General features: G+C 60.9%; 17 protein-coding genes. 9 read left to right on the top strand and 8 right to left on the bottom strand.

What is annotated here, in order from left to right:
- Positions 1 to 3 precede the first annotated feature (3 nt).
- Positions 4 to 687 carry a response regulator transcription factor gene (locus ACM6JQ_RS10750; RefSeq protein ID WP_007914996.1) on the top strand — a complete coding sequence of 228 codons (684 nt, stop codon included), beginning with the start codon at positions 4 to 6 and terminating at the stop codon, positions 685 to 687.
- A complete protein-coding gene (locus ACM6JQ_RS10755) occupies positions 665 to 2,059 on the top strand; it encodes a sensor histidine kinase (protein ID WP_007914995.1) in 1,395 nt (464 codons plus the stop codon). Before ACM6JQ_RS10750 ends, ACM6JQ_RS10755 begins: the two co-directional genes overlap by 23 nt.
- A 47-nt stretch (positions 2,060 to 2,106) precedes the next feature.
- Here ACM6JQ_RS10755 and ACM6JQ_RS10760 read toward each other — a convergent pair whose 3' ends face one another.
- From ACM6JQ_RS10760 to ACM6JQ_RS10770, 3 genes are read right to left on the bottom strand one after another with little or no spacing between them, the layout of a single operon-like run.
- Complete coding sequence (locus ACM6JQ_RS10760) at positions 2,107 to 2,517, bottom strand: SRPBCC family protein (RefSeq protein ID WP_160058566.1); 411 nt, start codon at positions 2,515 to 2,517, stop codon at positions 2,107 to 2,109.
- Between the two features lie 21 nt (positions 2,518 to 2,538).
- Positions 2,539 to 3,336 carry an SDR family NAD(P)-dependent oxidoreductase gene (locus ACM6JQ_RS10765; protein ID WP_414893754.1) on the bottom strand — a complete coding sequence of 266 codons (798 nt, stop codon included), beginning with the start codon at positions 3,334 to 3,336 and terminating at the stop codon, positions 2,539 to 2,541.
- Positions 3,333 to 4,355: an aldo/keto reductase gene (locus tag ACM6JQ_RS10770; protein ID WP_414893755.1), complete on the bottom strand. Its 1,023-nt coding sequence runs from the start codon at positions 4,353 to 4,355 to the stop codon at positions 3,333 to 3,335. The genes ACM6JQ_RS10765 and ACM6JQ_RS10770 overlap by 4 nt, the downstream gene beginning before the upstream one ends.
- 113 nt (positions 4,356 to 4,468) lie before the next feature.
- Here ACM6JQ_RS10770 and ACM6JQ_RS10775 point away from each other — a divergent pair, with 113 nt between their 5' ends.
- Together ACM6JQ_RS10775 and ACM6JQ_RS10780 are read left to right on the top strand one after the other, a co-directional pair.
- Positions 4,469 to 5,365 (top strand): LysR substrate-binding domain-containing protein, encoded by an 897-nt coding sequence (locus ACM6JQ_RS10775; RefSeq protein ID WP_007914988.1) that lies wholly within the window; start codon positions 4,469 to 4,471, stop codon positions 5,363 to 5,365.
- Between the two features lie 86 nt (positions 5,366 to 5,451).
- Positions 5,452 to 6,111 carry a methyltransferase family protein gene (locus ACM6JQ_RS10780; protein ID WP_123376647.1) on the top strand — a complete coding sequence of 220 codons (660 nt, stop codon included), beginning with the start codon at positions 5,452 to 5,454 and terminating at the stop codon, positions 6,109 to 6,111.
- A gap of 122 nt (positions 6,112 to 6,233) precedes the next feature.
- On the opposite strand, the gene ACM6JQ_RS10785 is transcribed toward ACM6JQ_RS10780, so the two are convergent.
- Both ACM6JQ_RS10785 and ACM6JQ_RS10790 read right to left on the bottom strand, forming a co-directional pair.
- On the bottom strand, positions 6,234 to 6,902 hold the full coding sequence (locus ACM6JQ_RS10785; RefSeq protein ID WP_414893756.1) for an HAD family hydrolase: 669 nt from the start codon (positions 6,900 to 6,902) through the stop codon (positions 6,234 to 6,236).
- Positions 6,903 to 6,971: 69 nt separating this feature from the next.
- Positions 6,972 to 7,385: a response regulator gene (locus ACM6JQ_RS10790; RefSeq protein ID WP_414893757.1), complete on the bottom strand. Its 414-nt coding sequence runs from the start codon at positions 7,383 to 7,385 to the stop codon at positions 6,972 to 6,974.
- Positions 7,386 to 7,584: 199 nt separating this feature from the next.
- Between ACM6JQ_RS10790 and ACM6JQ_RS10795 the strand changes: the two genes are divergently transcribed.
- A complete protein-coding gene (locus ACM6JQ_RS10795; protein ID WP_414893758.1) occupies positions 7,585 to 8,526 on the top strand; it encodes a class I SAM-dependent methyltransferase in 942 nt (313 codons plus the stop codon).
- 122 nt (positions 8,527 to 8,648) lie between these two features.
- On the opposite strand, the gene ACM6JQ_RS10800 is transcribed toward ACM6JQ_RS10795, so the two are convergent.
- Positions 8,649 to 9,428: a helix-turn-helix transcriptional regulator gene (locus tag ACM6JQ_RS10800; RefSeq protein ID WP_414893759.1), complete on the bottom strand. Its 780-nt coding sequence runs from the start codon at positions 9,426 to 9,428 to the stop codon at positions 8,649 to 8,651.
- A 110-nt stretch (positions 9,429 to 9,538) separates the two neighbouring features.
- Here ACM6JQ_RS10800 and ACM6JQ_RS10805 point away from each other — a divergent pair, with 110 nt between their 5' ends.
- Positions 9,539 to 10,654 carry an extracellular solute-binding protein gene (locus tag ACM6JQ_RS10805; protein WP_414893760.1) on the top strand — a complete coding sequence of 372 codons (1,116 nt, stop codon included), beginning with the start codon at positions 9,539 to 9,541 and terminating at the stop codon, positions 10,652 to 10,654.
- Positions 10,655 to 10,803: 149 nt separating this feature from the next.
- Positions 10,804 to 11,922 (top strand): P1 family peptidase, encoded by a 1,119-nt coding sequence (locus ACM6JQ_RS10810; protein WP_414893761.1) that lies wholly within the window; start codon positions 10,804 to 10,806, stop codon positions 11,920 to 11,922.
- 103 nt (positions 11,923 to 12,025) lie between these two features.
- On the opposite strand, the gene ACM6JQ_RS10815 is transcribed toward ACM6JQ_RS10810, so the two are convergent.
- Positions 12,026 to 12,613, bottom strand: a complete 588-nt coding sequence (locus ACM6JQ_RS10815) for an NAD(P)H-dependent oxidoreductase (RefSeq protein WP_414893762.1) — start codon at positions 12,611 to 12,613, stop codon at positions 12,026 to 12,028.
- 86 nt (positions 12,614 to 12,699) lie between these two features.
- On the opposite strand from ACM6JQ_RS10815, the gene ACM6JQ_RS10820 reads away from it, so the two are divergent.
- The gene (locus ACM6JQ_RS10820; RefSeq protein ID WP_095113654.1) at positions 12,700 to 13,335 is read left to right on the top strand and encodes a TetR/AcrR family transcriptional regulator; all 636 of its coding nucleotides are present in this window, start codon (positions 12,700 to 12,702) and stop codon (positions 13,333 to 13,335) included.
- Between the two features lie 182 nt (positions 13,336 to 13,517).
- On the opposite strand, the gene ACM6JQ_RS10825 is transcribed toward ACM6JQ_RS10820, so the two are convergent.
- Complete coding sequence (locus ACM6JQ_RS10825; RefSeq protein ID WP_007908165.1) at positions 13,518 to 14,150, bottom strand: TetR/AcrR family transcriptional regulator; 633 nt, start codon at positions 14,148 to 14,150, stop codon at positions 13,518 to 13,520.
- Positions 14,151 to 14,313: 163 nt separating this feature from the next.
- Between ACM6JQ_RS10825 and ACM6JQ_RS10830 the strand changes: the two genes are divergently transcribed.
- On the top strand, positions 14,314 to 14,754 hold the full coding sequence (locus ACM6JQ_RS10830) for a hotdog fold domain-containing protein (RefSeq protein ID WP_034156174.1): 441 nt from the start codon (positions 14,314 to 14,316) through the stop codon (positions 14,752 to 14,754).
- Positions 14,755 to 14,781 lie beyond the last annotated feature (27 nt).

The raw sequence follows: 14,781 nt of genomic DNA on the forward strand, positions 1-14,781 counted from the left end.
CCTATGACTCGTATCTTGACCATCGAAGACGACGCCGTGACCGCCCGGGAAATCGTCGCCGAACTGAGCAGCCACGGGCTGGAAGTCGACTGGGTCGACAATGGCCGCGAAGGCCTCGACCGCGCCGTGAGCGGCAACTACGACCTGATCACCCTCGACCGCATGTTGCCCGAACTCGATGGCCTGGCCATCGTCACTACCCTGCGCACCATGGGCGTGGCCACGCCGATTCTGATGATCAGCGCGCTCTCCGATGTCGACGAGCGCGTACGCGGCTTGCGCGCCGGCGGCGATGACTACCTGACCAAACCGTTCGCCACCGATGAAATGGCCGCGCGGGTTGAAGTGTTGCTGCGTCGGCAGAACAGCGGCGCCACTCAGGCCACGACGCTGCAGGTCGCCGACCTCGAACTCGACTTGATCAGCCACGAAGCGCGACGTGCCGAACAGGTGCTGACGCTGCTGCCGACCGAATACAAATTGCTCGAATTCCTCATGCGCAACAGTGGCCAGATCCTCTCGCGCATGATGATTTTCGAAGAGGTCTGGGGCTATCACTTCGACCCCGGCACCAACCTGATCGACGTGCACATCGGCCGTCTGCGCAAGAAGATCGATGCCGCCGGCCATGTGCCGCTGATCCGCACGGTACGGGGTTCGGGTTATGTCATTGCCGAACCCGTCTGACGGCTGGCGTTCCTCCAGCAGCCGCTTGCTGGCGCTGTACAGTTCGCTGTTCGTGGCCTGGAGCGCGATCCTTATGGGGGTCATGTATTACGAGGTCTCCGGCTACCTCGATAACCTCGCCAAACACTCGCTGATGCAACGCCAGCACCTGTTTTCGCACTTTCGCGGCGAACAGCTGGAAGACGCCCTCGCCGCCAGCATGACCTTCGACATTCGTGGCATCGACGCTTATGGCCTGTTCGATGCCAACGGCGTTTACCTCGGCGGTGCGCTCCAGCAGATCCCCGAAGGCCTGCCGCTGGACGGCAAGATCCACATGCTTGCCGAATGCGCCGACTCCGACGACCCGACCCTGCCCAATGACAGCTGCGACGCGGTGGCCACGCAAACCCGCGACGGCCGCTGGCTGGTGCTGCTGCGCGACAACGGCTCGCTGTTCGCCGTCACGCGGATCATTTTGCATGCGTTGTTCTGGGGCGTATCGCTGACGATTCTGCCGGGAATCGCCGGTTGGCATTTGCTCCGGCGTCGGCCACTGCGGCGGATCAGAGCCATTCAGGACAGCGCCCAGGCGATCGTGGCCGGCGACCTGACCCATCGCCTGCCACTGTCCAATCGCCGCGATGAACTGGACATGCTCGCGGCCATCGTCAACGCCATGCTGGAGCGCATCGAGCGTTTGATGAATGAAGTCAAAGGCGTCTGCGATAACATCGCCCATGATTTGCGCACCCCGCTGACGCGCCTGCGCGCGCAGTTGTATCGCATGCAGCAGCAGGCCGGCGAAGGCTCGCAGGAAGCAGCGCAACTGGATCTGGTGCTGGCCGAAGCCGACACGCTGATGGCGCGGTTTCGCGGTTTGCTGCGGATTTCCGAACTGGAAGATCGCCAGCGCCGCTCAGGTTTTGTCGAACTCGACCCGGTGCAGTTGCTGGAAGAACTGCATGAGTTTTATCTGCCACTGGCTGAGGAAGGCGAACTGCGTTTCGAGCTGAACATGCCGGAGACGTTGCCGCCGCTCAATGGCGATCGGGCGTTGCTGTTCGAGGCGCTGGCGAATCTGCTGAGCAACTCGATCAAGTTCACCCCGCCGGGCGGTACGGTGATGCTGCGCGGGGTGAACGCAGGTGGGCAGACGCGCATTGAAGTGCATGACTCCGGACCGGGAATTCCCGAGGCTGAGCGTGAGGCGGTGTTCCAGCGTTTCTATCGCGCCGAGGGTGGGCAACCGCAGGGTGGCTTTGGCTTGGGGCTGTCGATTGTGGCGGCGATTGTCAGCTTGCATGGCTTCAGTCTTGAAGTCGGCAGCAGCGATCTGGGCGGGGCGAAACTGCTGCTCGATTGCCGGCAGAGCCTGATCGAAAATTCCTGATCCCTGACATGATCGTTCCCACGCTCTGCGTGGGAACGATCATCAACTCAGGTTGGGTAATTGGCTCGCAGTGCCTCGAGGCCACCCTGATAGATACCGCTGAACAGCGCCACCACCTCCTCATCACTCACGCCTTTGGCATTGAAGCGCCCCGACCACGTCACCCGTGCGCCCTGCCCCTGTGCTTCAACCTTGATCGTCGCCAGATAGTCAGTCGCCGGGAACGGTGCCTGTTCAATCGAATAGCTGTAAGTCTTCGCCGCGTTATCGAACGCCTGCAGACGCTCGACCACCACAGCGCCGTCAGCGGTTTGCAAGGTGCGCACGCGGCCGCCGTCGCTCAGTTCACTGTTGGGTATAAAGGGCAGCCAATCGGGCAGCGTGTTAAAGCCGCCGATCAATTGCCAGACCTGATCGGCCGAAGCCGGAATATCGATGGTTGCAGATGCTGTTGGCATAAATAAACGTCTCTCCAGAATTCAGATAGTCAGGCTGTCGACCACGCCGCCATCGACGCGCAAAGCGGCGCCAGTGGTGGCCGACGACAGCGGCGAAGCAATGTAGGTCACCAGATGCGCGACCTCTTCGACATCCGCTACGCGCTGGATGATCGAGGTCGGGCGGGCCTTGCGTACAAAGGCGTCGGCTTCATCGCGCAGGTTACGCCCGGATTCGGCAGCGGCATCCTTGAGCATCTCTTCGAGGCCATCGGTGAAGGTCGGCCCCGGCAGGATCGCATTGACCGTCACCCCGGTGCCAGCCAGACGTTTGGCCAGACCGTGCGACACCGCCAGATTGGCGCTTTTGGTCACGCCGTAATTGATCATGTCGGCCGGTGTGGCGACGCCGGATTCCGAGGACAGGAAAATCACCCGGCCCCAGCCCTGCTCGACCATCGCCGGCACGTAATGCCGAGACAGGCGCACGCCGGAAATCACGTTGACCTCATAGAAGCGCGTCCACTCGCTGTCCGGCGCTTCGAAGAAATCCACGGCGTCGAAGATGCCGAGATTGTTCACCAGAATGTCGGCACGCGGTTCGGCGGCGAACAGTTTCTGCGCGCCTTCGGCGGTGCCCAGATCGGCCATCAAACCACGCAGTTGCGCGCCCGGCACCTTCTCGCGAATGCTCGCCAGCGCTTGCTCGACCTTGCCGGTATCGCGACCGATCACCACTACCGTGGCGCCGGATTCGGCCAGCGACTGGCTGATGCCCAGACCAATGCCGGCGGTGCTGCCGCTGACGATGGCCAGTTTTCCACTCAGATCAATCTTCATGCTTTCACCTCATCGATTGGCAATGGTGCACGTTCGGAAACCAGTTTGGCGTCGCGCATGGCCTGCCAGAAACCGGCAGGAATAACGGCTGACAATGCGCCGACATCCTCAGCGATACGACCGGGTTTGCTAGCGCCGGGAATCACTGCAGCGACCGCCGGATTGGCCAGCGAAAACTGCAGCGCAGCGGCTTTGATATCGACGTTGTAAGCGGCGGCGATGCGCTTGATCTGCTCGACCTTGGCGATGACCTCAGGGCTGGCCTGCTGGTATTCGAAGTGCGAGCCACCGGCCAGAATGCCCGAGCTGTAAGGGCCACCGACAACGATTTCAACGTTCTGCGCCAGCGCCGAATCCATCAAGCGTTGCAACGGGCGCTCGTGATCCAGCAGCGTGTAGCGGCCGGCCAACAGGAAGCCATCCGGCTGCGCTTCGCTGAGGTCGAGGGTCAGTTCGCACGGCTCGACTTTGTTCACGCCCAGGCCCCAGCCTTTGATCACGCCTTCTTCGCGCAAGCGGGTAAGGACTTTGAACGCGCCGGTGCGGGCCTGATTGAAGTATTCCAGCCATTGATCACCGTAGAAGTCCTGAGCGATGTCGTGCACCCAGACAATGTCGAGGCGATCGGTTTGCAGGCGCTTGAGGCTGTCTTCGATCGAACGCATAGTCGCGTCGGCGCTGTAGTCATTGACGATCTTGTTCGGGCGACCGTGTTCGAAAACCCCGCTTTTTTCGCCGAGATCGCGGGCGGCGGCGTCTTCGACTTCATCGAGAATCACCCGACCGACCTTGCTGCTCAGCACGTAGTCGTCACGTTTGTATTGCTTCAGCGCTTCGCCGAGGCGGATCTCCGACAGCCCGGAGCCGTAGAACGGCGCGGTGTCGAAGTAACGCACACCGGCATCCCACGCGGCATGCACAGTGGCTTGCGCTTCTTCTTCGGGGATGGCGCGGAACATGTTGCCCAGTGGCGCGGTGCCGAAGCCGAGTTGGCCGGGCAGTTTGTCTTTCAAGCTCATGGGTTTTTCCTCAATAGGTTCTGGGTCTGTGTGACCGTTGAGCAGATCCTAGATTGCGACACCGAGACCGTCCAAGACATAATGCGCAGCACTTGAGTCCCTAAAGGTCTGACATGATCGACATCCGCCAATTGCGCTACTTCGTTGTCGTCGCCGAGGAAGAACACGTCGGTCGCGCCGCCGAACGGCTGCATATTTCCCAGTCGCCACTGAGCCGGCAGATCGCCCAGCTCGAAGAACGCCTGGGTCTGACGCTGTTCGAGCGCAGCCAGCAACGTATTCGCCTGACTCGCGACGGCCAGACTTTTCTTGCCGAAACCCGCGCCCTGCTCACCCACGCCAATCGCCTCGAGTCCCTCGGCAAACGCCTCGGTCGCGGTGAAGAAGGCGGTTTGTGCATCGGCTATATCGAAAACGCCATGCACGCCGGCGTCCTGCCCAATGCCTTGCGCGTGTTGCGTGCGGATCGTCCCAACGTCCATGTCGCGCTGTACAACCTCAGCTCCGCCGAGCAATTGGAAGGCTTGCGACAGCGTAGTCTCGATATCGCCTTGGTGAGTGAGCCGCCGACCGATGACGACCCTGATCTGTTGGGCTTTCAGGTGCTGGATGATCCGATGCTGCTGGCGTTGCCGGAACACCATCCATTGGCGCAACAAGCGGCGTTGAGTCCCGATGATCTGGCTGATCAGGAATGGATCGGCGTGCAGCCGCGTCAGGATGCCAATGATGAGTTCGTCAGCGCCTGCATCCGCGCCGGCTTCACCCCGGATGTGCGCATGCAGGCGACCGAACCGTTTACCGCGCTGGGTCTGGTGGCGTCGGGGCTGGGGATTGCGATGATTCAGAAAGGCCTGAGCCATAACGCACCGCCGGGCGTGGTGCTGCGCGAGCTGCCGTGGCTGACCTTGACCACGCCATTGTGGGCGGCGTGGCACCGGATCAATTTGCGGCCGCTGGTCGAGACTTTCAGGAAAGTCCTGACTGACGACAAGATATCCGCTGACTGACAGGCCCCCTTCGCGAGCAGGCTCGCTCCCACAGGTTTTGCGGTGGATCTACACTCAACGGATACGCCCCCAGCCGTGAGTTGACCATGAAAATGTCCGCACAAATGACCGTCGTCGCGGTACTCGCCACCCTCGCTTATCTGGGTCTGGCCGTGTGGGGCATTGGCGGTGTGGCGATGTTCTTTTCCCATGGCTCGCTGGTGATCGTCGCACTGGCGACGGTGGCCATGGTGATCGCCTCACTGTTCAGCGAGGTCAACCTCAGCTCCGGTGAGCGTGAAGATCGCGCCAATCGCTGGGTGATTCCGGCGTTTGGGGTGATCGGACTGGTCAGTGGTTTCTTGCCGGCCTACTGCGACCGGGTGAACTTCTGGACGGTGGGCGGCGAAGGCGTGCGCTGGCTCGGCACTTTGCTGTTCATCATCGGCGGCGCGCTGCGATTGTGGCCGGTGTTTGTGCTGGGGCGGCGCTTCAGTGGATTGGTGGCGATTCAGCCGGGGCATCGGTTGGTCACCGATGGCATTTATCAACGGCTGCGCAATCCGAGTTATCTGGGGTTGGTGATCAATGCCGTGGGCTGGGCGCTGGCGTTTCGTTCGGTAGTCGGACTGATGCTGGCGGCGCTGACGCTGATCCCGTTGATTGCCCGGATTCATTCGGAGGAGGCCCTGCTGCGTGCGCAGTTTGGGGCGGAGTACGACGCTTATTGCGCGCGCAGTTGGCGGTTGCTGCCCGGCGTTTATTGATTTGCGAACACAGTCCCCCTGTAGGAGTGAGCCTGCTCGCGATAGCGGTGTGTCAGTCAAATCTGTGTGTCTGACACACCGCTATCGCGAGCAGGCTCACTCCTACAAGGGACTGTGTTGTGTCAGTTTTTTTGCAGGTGAAGTTTGCCGTCGTTGTCGACCTTGACCTGCACCGCAGCATAACTGGCCAACGTCGCATGGGCCGTTTCCAGCGGATGCTGATGCGTGGTGGTGATGATCATCAGCGGTGCACCGGCCGCTTCGGCAGCCTGAATACCGACGGTGGCGTCTTCAAAGATCAGGCAATCATGCGGCTCCAGGCCCAGTCGTTTGGCCGCCAGTAAATAGCCGGCCGGGTCGGGCTTACCCGCCTTCACATCTTCAGCGGTGATCATCACCGCAGGCTCTGGAATCCCCGCCGCCGCCATGCGCCGCAAGGCCAGATCCCGTGGCGCCGAGGTCACCATCGCCCAGCGATCTTTGGGCAGGCTGTTGAGAAACTTCGCCGCGCCGGGAATCTCGACAATGCCTTCAACGTCTCCGATTTCCGCCTCGGTAATGAACGCCGCTTGGGCCTCGGCATCCACCCCCGGCAGGTTCAGACGGGTGATGGTATCGATGGCGCGCACGCCATGAATGGTCGGCAAAAAGGTCTCCACATCGACGCCATGGCGCACGGCCCAGGCTGACCAGATTCGCTCAGCGGCGGCAATGGAGTTGAGGACAGTGCCGTCCATGTCGAACAGAAACGCGCCGAACGCGCGATCGAATACAGCATCGTGAGCAGACAAAGGTTCGCATCCTCTGGCAAAAGACCGGGCGGGCAATGTAGCACTTGCCCGGCCGATTCACCCAGCGTGTCAGTGCAGGCGCGGTGCCTTGGATTTGAAGGCGCTGTCGACGCAGTCGAGCAACTGCCCAATGGCCCACGGCTTTTTGATGAACGCCACCGGATGCTTGACCCCGGAGGTCTCGGGCGTTTCATAGCCGGACATGACCATCACCGGTTTGTCCGGCCAGCGGTCGCCGACCAGGTTGGCCAACCCGGCACCATTGATTTCGCCGGGCATGGTGATGTCGGTCAGCAGCAAGGCCACTTCCGGCGCGTGCTCTTCCAGATACAGCTTGGCGTCATCCGCGCTGGTGCGCGGTTCGACCACAAAACCTTCCTCCTGAAGAATTTCGCAGAGAAACTCCAGAATCAACGGATCGTCCTCAACCACCAGAATCAATCCGTCAGGAAGGTGCGCGCTCGCCGTCGGTGTTGGGCACATGGAACTGCACTCCCTGAATTGCATTAACGATTTAGCGGCTTGAATCCGCTGCTTAACTGGTATGAGCAGCGGGCTCTGCAGAAATTCATTTTTGATACAGGTCTTTTGCGAAAGGCCATTTTTGCCCGTCGCAGGCAATCGTTCGCGACGGCGTATTTGTGGTTAAAATGCCGGCCCTTTTGCTTGCCGATCCTGACTGATGAACCCTGAAGCCCTCGCCATTCTCCACGCCCATCTGCTGCCGGCCCTCGCTGCAGCACCGAGCGAAACCCGTCGCCTGTTCCACGGGCGCGGACGCTGCTGGGCCGGGCTGGAGCAGTTGACCGTGGACTGGCTGCAAGGCGTGGTGCTGGTGTCGCTGTTCAAGGAACCGGAGCCTGAGCAACTGGACAATCTCAAGGCGTTGCTGCTGGAGCTCACCGGTTCCGCCGAATGGAAACAGTCTGGCGCGCACACCTTGCTGATCCAGCATCGCTACTTGCCGCAGAGCACTGCCGAATGGCTGCTGGGTGATGAGATCGACGAAATGAGCATCGTCGAGGGCGGCTTGCAATACCGCGTCGACCTGGGCCGCAAGCAAAACACCGGGTTGTTTCTCGACATGCGTTACGGGCGCAACTGGGTGCGCGAACAGGCCAGCGGCAAACGCGTGCTCAACCTGTTTGCCTACACCTGCGGTTTTTCCGTGGCCGCCATCGAGGGTGGCGCGAGCCATGTGGTCAATCTGGACATGTCCCGCGCCGCGCTGAGCCGTGGCCGCGACAACCATCGCTTGAACGGCCATGACCTGAGCAAAGTCAGTTTCCTCGGCCACGATCTGTTCAAGTCCTGGGGCAAGGTGATCAACAGCGGCCCTTATGACCTGGTGATCATCGATCCGCCGTCGTTCCAGAAAGGCAGTTTCCTGCTGACCAAGGATTACCAGCGCGTGCTGCGTCGCCTGCCGGAATTGCTTACGGCGCAAGGTACCGTGCTGGCGTGCATGAATGATCCGGCGTTCGGTTCGGACTTTTTGATTGATGGCGTGACGCAGGAAGCGCCGAGTCTGCGTTTTGTAGAGCGGCTGGAGAATCCGCCGGAGTTTCCGGACATTGATCCTGAAAGCGGACTCAAGGCTTTGGTCTTCCAGCGCACCCCCTGACACCCCCGAAGATCCCTTGTAGGAGTGAGCCTGCTCGCGATAGCGGTGTGTCAGATATCACCTATTTTACTGATAGACCGCTATCGCGAGCAGGCTCACTCCTACAAGGGGATTGTGGTGAATCAGGGAGTTGGCGGGCGCAACACCAGCGCAAACAACTCACCATGCCCGGTGACATTGAGCTTGTGATACAGATTGCGCCGATGCACCTTCACCGTCTCCGGCGAGATGCCCATTTGCTGGGCCATCGCCTTGCTGGAGAATCCCTGCAAGATCAGCCGCGCCGTATCGACCTCGCGCACCGTCAGCCGCGCATCGAAACGATCAAGCAACGTTGCCAGATCACCGACCGGCGTTTCCGCCAGCGCGCCCTGCGGCGGCAGCAACTGCACATGCCGACGCATCGCCGCCAACACCCAGTCACGCACGCACAGCAGTCGACCCTGCTCGGCCATGCCGAACGGCGTCGAACGGCCCAAGGACAAACCGAGCACGCCGCCCTCGACATTGATCATGAACTGCAACTCGTCCTCGCCCACCACTGAACGAAAATAGCTCTGGTAGTACTCGCTGTGCAGAAACTGGTCCGGCGCCACCGAGGCGAGGCTGTGCAAGCCGTCGGCAATGCCGGTCGATGCGACCTGGTAAAACGGATCGAGCAGGTACATGCCGGCGCTGTAACTGGCCAGTTCTTCCTGCTCGTCGGCGCGGCCCTGGCTGTCGAAGTCGATCAGCAACTGCGGCGCCTGCCCGGCTTTCATCAGCGCCACCAGCGCGTTGTCCAGCGGCACCAGCAAACGCAACGTGTCCACCAGCGCACGCCAGAAACCCTCTTGGCCAACACCGGCGAATACCCGCGCCAGACTTTGATGCACCGGCAGTTCCTGCAGTAACGCGTCCACGCACTACCCCTTTTGAGTAACCCATGATGGGAATGGGTCAGGCGTGACCGGCCCGATAGGCTGAGCACTCCTGTTCATCACCGGCCTGCACAGGCCAGGAGTGCCGCATCATGCGTCGTCACCGTGGCTGTATCAACCTCAGCATAAAACTGGGCCTGCTCGCCGGTCTCAGCGCCAGCTCAATTGCCATGGCCGCCGACGCACCAAGCGTGCATGTCTACAACTGGTACGACTACATCGGCCCGAACACCCTGCACGATTTCCAGCGCGACAGCGGTATCCAACCGGTCTACGACACCTTCGACAGTGCCGAAGTCCTTGAAGGCAAACTGATGACCAGCCGCAGCGGCTATGACGTGGTGGTGGCGAGCAACTTCAGCCTGCCGACGCTGATCAAGGCCGGCGCCCTCGCCCCGCTGCCGCGCGAGCAACTGCCGGGCTGGAAGAATCTCGACAGCGACTTGCTGGCGAAACTGGCCAACAACGATCCCGGCAATCAATACGCCGTGCCGTACCTGTGGGGCACCAACGGCATCGGCTACAACGTCGACAAAGTGCGCGCGGCGTTAGGCGACAAGGCGCCGGTGGATTCGTGGGATCTGGTGTTCAACGAAGACAACCTCGCCAAACTCGGCCAATGCGGCGTGGCGATGCTCGATTCACCGTCGGAAATGCTGCCGGTCGCCCTGCACTATCTCGGTCTGCCACCGAACAGCACCGATCCTGAAGACTATAAAAAAGCCGAAGTGTTGCTGCTGAAACTGCGCCCGCACATTGCCTACTTCAACTCGTCGAAATTCATCAGCGACCTGTCCAACGGCAACATTTGTGTAGCGGTCGGTTGGTCGGGCGCGATGCTGGAAGCCAAGACCAATGCCGAGCAAGCCAACAACGGCGTGAAAATCGCCTACAGCCTGCCCAAGGAAGGTGCGCCGGTGTGGTTCGACACGCTGGTGCTGCTCAAGGACGCGCCGAATCGTCCTCAGGGTCTGGCCTTTATCGACTATCTGCTGCGCCCCGAAGTGATCGCGCCGGTCAGTGATCATCTGTCTTATCCCAATGGCAATCGTGCGGCGACAGCGCTGGTGGCCGCCGCGACTCGGGACAATCCGGCGGTGTATCCCTCCGCTGCAGCGATGGCCACGCTGTACACCCTTGAACCCCTGCCGAAAGCCACCGAACGAGTGCGCACGCGGGTGTGGAGCAAGGTCAAGAACGGCCAGTAAGAACAACGCATTCCCCCTGTAGGAGCGAGCCTGCTCACGATAGCGGTCTGCCTGATAACACTGTTTTGCCGGACAAACCGCTATCGCGAGCAGGCTCACTCCTACAGGTTTTGTGATTCACCAGACATTTTTTAGAGAGACAGAAATCAATGAAACCTCGTGCCCGTGACCTCAACATCCGCATTGGCCAACTACCTCCCGGCCCGCTCAACGCCATCACCGATGTCCCCGGCGTGCGCGTCGGCCACAGCAATGTGCGCGGACGCAGCAGTGCCGGACGCGACATCTGCACCGGCGTCACGCTGATCGAACCGCGTCCGGGTTCGACCAATCAGCAACCGTGTTTTGCCGGCGTGCATGTGCTCAACGGCAATGGTGACGCCACCGGACTTGAGTGGATTCGCGAGGCGGGTCTGCTGACCAGCCCGATTGCGTTCACCAACACCCACAGCCTCGGTGTGGTGCGCGATGCATTGATTGCACTGGATCGCCAGCAACAACCGGACGACGGTCGCCTCTACTGGAACATGCCGGTGGTGCTGGAAACCTTTGACGGCTTGCTCAATGACATCAACGGTTTTCACGTCCAGCCTGAACACGTCGCCGAAGCGCTCTTCGCCGCCGTGGATGGTCCCGTCACGGAGGGCGCCGTCGGCGGCGGTAGCGGCATGATCTGCCATGAATTCAAGGGTGGCATTGGCACTTCGTCGCGGCGCTTGAACGCTGCCCAGGGCGGCTGGACTGTCGGCGCAATCGTACAGGCCAACCACGGTATTCGCAGTGAGTTGCGGGTCGACGGCTACCCGGTCGGACGTTACATGGAGCAGAAAGATTCGCCGTTCTTGCGCGCCTCATTACCGCATCCGGGCATGGGTTCGATCGTCGTCTGCCTGGCCACCGATGCGCCGCTGTTGCCGCACCAGTGCACACGTCTGGCGCAACGCGCGAGCCTGGGCCTGGCGCGCACCGGCGGCGGTAACGAGGATCACAGCGGCGACATCTTCATCGCCTTCGCCACCGGCAACGCTCACGTGCCGCCCGCGGCCTACGAAGGCAAAGGCGCGCCGACCTGCGATGGTTTGCGCATGGTCAACAATGACCACATCAGCGAGCTGTTCCTGGCCGCGACCGAAGCGGTTGAAGAAGCGATCATCAATGCGTTGCTGACCAGCGACAGCACCGAGGGCAACGGCCATTCGGTGCCGGGACTGGATGCCGAAACCCTGCTCGCTGCCCTCGAAAAATCAGGCTGGCCCGGCGCCCGCTGACACCGTAAAAACACTGTAGGAGTTGCCGAAGGCTGCGATCTTTTGATTTTGCTTTTAAAAGACAAGATCAAAAGATCGCAGCCTTCGGCAGCTCCTACAGGGGTTATGTGAAGATTTGGCTGCCGAGTTCCCTTGCAACCGCCAACTGCTCCCGTGGATCGCGCAACTCCGATTCCGGCAGCAACGTCGAACTCAGCACTGTCGCCCCGCAGTAATCGAAAATCCCGTGTTCAATCTGCGCTTTCATCGCCGCGCCATAGCCATGGCGTTCATAGGTGCGCGCATCCGCGCCGGCGAGGCCGACCAGATGCACACGCAGGCGCTGCAGCAGCTTCACATGCTTGAGGTCACCACTGAAATCAAAAGCCCAGCCATTGCTGAACACCCGATCAATCCAGCCTTTGAGCAATGCCGGCATCGACCACCAGTACACCGGGTACACCAGCACCAAGGTATCGGCGCGGTCGATGCGTGCCTGCTCGGCCAGGACATCGGCGGGCGGCGCGGACTCACGGTGATGTACCGCGAAATCGGCCGCGCCGAAACGTGGTTCGAAGCCTTCGGCAAAGAGATCGGCGATTTCAAAAGTGTTGGCCGGGTTAGCCTGAACAAGGCTTTCGGCAATTTGCGCGGTGGCACTGTGGGTCAGCGAGCGTGGGTCGTGATGCGCGACGACGATCAAGGCGTGCATGGCAATTCTCCGGTTGGTGATTGCTCACCAAGGCTTATATACTCTTGGTAAGTTACGAACAGTAAGTTACGTTTGGTATATAAACGATGTCAACCACTGAAATCAGCCAACCCGTCCCCCCCGCTCCGCGGCGTCGCCTGTCCCGTGAAGATCGCCTGCGCCAATTGCTCGATGTCGGCTGGCAAATCATCCGCGCCGAAGGCACCGACGCCCTGACCCTCGGCTATCTCGCCGAAATGGCCGGGGTGACTAAACCGGTGGTGTACGATCATTTCGTCACGCGCTCCGGATTGCTCGCAGCGCTCTATCGGGATTTCGATGCACGACAAACGTTGCTGATGGACGCCGCCGTCGCCCAAAGCGAGCCGACACTGACCGGCATCGCTGCGGTGATTGCCACCGCGTACGTTGATTGCGTGATGCTGCAGGGCAACGAGATACCAGGGATCATCGCTGCGCTGGCGAGCACCCCGGAACTGGAGAAGATAAAGCGCGAGTACGAGGCGATCTTCCTTGAAAAATGCCGCCGCGATCTGGCGCCGCACGCGAGCGGCGGGCAGATCAGCCAGGCCGCATTGCGGGCGATGCTCGGCGCCGCCGAAGCGCTGTCGCACGCGGCGGCCAACGGTGAAATCAGCGCGCAAGAGGCCAGCGACGAACTGTTTGCGACCCTCCTGGCCATGGTCGAACGCGCCGCCGCCCGGGCGACTGGCGGTACTTGAGCCGCCACTTGCACACTCCTACGATGGAATCACGCAGTAGCTCCGCTCTTCGAGCACTGCGTAGGCACGGGTGCTCTGAACCCCAATCAAGCCCGTGCCTTGCTTCATGCGCACCTTGAGCCTCACGGGCTCCACTTCCTCCCCATCAAAGAGCTTTGAGGCTCTTTTTTTGTCTGCGTAAATCAGCAGTCCGGCGGCGCGTCGGCGCAAATCGAGCGCCAGGCCGCTTGTGCCAGCAACTCGCGATAGTCCGCCGGGCTGCCCTTCACTCGTCCGGCCAACCAGGCGCGGCAGTAACTGTCGGCCTGGCCGATGATCAACGACGGCAACAGTTCGGCGGGCAGCGCCTTGAGTTCGGCAGCGCGTCCCGATTCGGCCAGCCAGTCGCGCAGACGCAGATTGCGGGTCTTGTTGCGCTCGGTCAGTTCGTCTTTGAACGGCCCTTTGGTCACGGCAAATCGTGCGTGGTACTGGAAGCGCGCCCACTGCGGTTGACGTTCGACCCAATCGACGTAGCTGAACACCAGCGCCTGCACACCTTCCTCGGTGGTTTTCGCAGCCTCCAGATAGGCATCGCGCAGGCGCGCCTGATCCTCCAGCGCGGTGAAAAACAATGCGGCGACCAAGCCCTCCTTGTTACCGAAATGGTGATAGATCGCCCCGACGCTGGTGTCGCACTCGGCGCGAATCATGTCGATGGTGGTGGCCTCGATCCCCTGTTCATTGAACAGGCTCAGCGCCTTGCGAAAGATATCGCGCTTGAGTTCGGCGCGACGGCCGGGGTAACTGCGTTCCAGTAGATCTGCGGTGTCCATGCGGCTGACTGCCTGAAAATCGGATTGAAAGGCACACGTCGTGCCCATGAAAAAAACACGCACAGGTTGACAGATTTCCCGCAGACCGAATACCGTTCCGTTACAGAATATTATTCTGTAACGGAACATAATTCTGCAAATTCACTTTTCGCGAGGCGTTTCCATGAGTCAGTTTCTCAGCATGTTCAACAGCGCAGGTCCGCAAGCCTTCAGCCAGATGGCCTGCCAGGTCGCGCCGTACTTCAGCACCATCAACCCGCTGGTGACCGAGTTGCGCGCCAATGCGGCGACGGTGCAAGTGCCGTTCCGTCGAGAGATCACCAATCACCTCGGCACCGTGCATGCCATTGCCATGTGCAACGCCGCAGAACTCGCCGCCGGGATGATGACCGATGTATCGATCCCGGCCGGCGCACGCTGGATCCCCAAAGGCATGACCGTGGAGTACCTGGCCAAGGCGAAAACGGATGTGACGGCAGTGGCCAGTGGTGAAGGTGTGGATTGGCAAAGCGAGGGCGACAAGATCGTCACCGTGGATATTCGCGACACCGAGGGCAAGCACGTGTTCACGGCGCGGATCACCATGAACGTCAAACTCGGCTGAATGACGCGCACAAAAAAGCCCTTGCTG

It is taken from the genome of Pseudomonas sp. IT-232MI5, from assembly GCF_949767845.1.
Taxonomy (GTDB): Bacteria; Pseudomonadota; Gammaproteobacteria; order Pseudomonadales; family Pseudomonadaceae; genus Aquipseudomonas.

What these genes read in the sequence shown, in the direction of transcription:
- ACM6JQ_RS10750 (WP_007914996.1), top strand. Translation starts at nt 4, where the DNA reads ATGACTCGTATCTTGACCATCGAAGACGACGCCGTGACCGCCCGGGAA.
- ACM6JQ_RS10755 (WP_007914995.1), top strand. Translation starts at nt 665, where the DNA reads ATGTCATTGCCGAACCCGTCTGACGGCTGGCGTTCCTCCAGCAGCCGC.
- ACM6JQ_RS10760 (WP_160058566.1), bottom strand. Translation starts at nt 2,517, where the DNA reads ATGCCAACAGCATCTGCAACCATCGATATTCCGGCTTCGGCCGATCAG.
- ACM6JQ_RS10765 (WP_414893754.1), bottom strand. Translation starts at nt 3,336, where the DNA reads ATGAAGATTGATCTGAGTGGAAAACTGGCCATCGTCAGCGGCAGCACC.
- ACM6JQ_RS10770 (WP_414893755.1), bottom strand. Translation starts at nt 4,355, where the DNA reads ATGAGCTTGAAAGACAAACTGCCCGGCCAACTCGGCTTCGGCACCGCG.
- ACM6JQ_RS10775 (WP_007914988.1), top strand. Translation starts at nt 4,469, where the DNA reads ATGATCGACATCCGCCAATTGCGCTACTTCGTTGTCGTCGCCGAGGAA.
- ACM6JQ_RS10780 (WP_123376647.1), top strand. Translation starts at nt 5,452, where the DNA reads ATGAAAATGTCCGCACAAATGACCGTCGTCGCGGTACTCGCCACCCTC.
- ACM6JQ_RS10790 (WP_414893757.1), bottom strand. Translation starts at nt 7,385, where the DNA reads ATGTGCCCAACACCGACGGCGAGCGCGCACCTTCCTGACGGATTGATT.
- ACM6JQ_RS10795 (WP_414893758.1), top strand. Translation starts at nt 7,585, where the DNA reads ATGAACCCTGAAGCCCTCGCCATTCTCCACGCCCATCTGCTGCCGGCC.
- ACM6JQ_RS10805 (WP_414893760.1), top strand. Translation starts at nt 9,539, where the DNA reads ATGCGTCGTCACCGTGGCTGTATCAACCTCAGCATAAAACTGGGCCTG.
- ACM6JQ_RS10810 (WP_414893761.1), top strand. Translation starts at nt 10,804, where the DNA reads ATGAAACCTCGTGCCCGTGACCTCAACATCCGCATTGGCCAACTACCT.
- ACM6JQ_RS10815 (WP_414893762.1), bottom strand. Translation starts at nt 12,613, where the DNA reads ATGCACGCCTTGATCGTCGTCGCGCATCACGACCCACGCTCGCTGACC.
- ACM6JQ_RS10820 (WP_095113654.1), top strand. Translation starts at nt 12,700, where the DNA reads ATGTCAACCACTGAAATCAGCCAACCCGTCCCCCCCGCTCCGCGGCGT.
- ACM6JQ_RS10825 (WP_007908165.1), bottom strand. Translation starts at nt 14,150, where the DNA reads ATGGACACCGCAGATCTACTGGAACGCAGTTACCCCGGCCGTCGCGCC.
- ACM6JQ_RS10830 (WP_034156174.1), top strand. Translation starts at nt 14,314, where the DNA reads ATGAGTCAGTTTCTCAGCATGTTCAACAGCGCAGGTCCGCAAGCCTTC.